General features: G+C 68.3%; 1 protein-coding gene. It reads right to left on the bottom strand.

Going from position 1 to position 259, the window contains the following annotated elements; genetic code table 11:
- Positions 1–82: 82 nt before the first annotated feature.
- Positions 83–259 (bottom strand): helix-turn-helix domain-containing protein (locus SB751_RS32420; RefSeq protein ID WP_410749311.1); only part of this gene is annotated, 177 nt, incomplete at its 5' end.

Below are 259 nucleotides of genomic sequence, written 5' to 3' on the forward strand. Positions count from 1 at the left end.
GGCGGCATTGCTTGCGGCCAGCGCGTTGTACCTGCTGGCCGCGTGATGCGCCAGCCAGGGCGCCCGCATGCGGGCGCGTGCCTCAACTGCGATATTGCCCCGGCGTGGCCGCGACCAACCGCTTGAAGGTGCGCTGCAAATGCGCCTGGTCGGCGAAACCCGCGTCGAGCGCGACCTCCGCGATCAGACGACCGCGCCTGAGTTGCGCGCGGCTGTACTGAATACGCCGATTGATCTGATACGCGTGCGGCGTCATGCC

Origin of the sequence: Cupriavidus sp. SIMBA_020 (genome assembly GCF_046535395.1) — a bacterium.
In the GTDB taxonomy this organism is placed as follows: Bacteria; Pseudomonadota; Gammaproteobacteria; order Burkholderiales; family Burkholderiaceae; genus Cupriavidus; species Cupriavidus campinensis.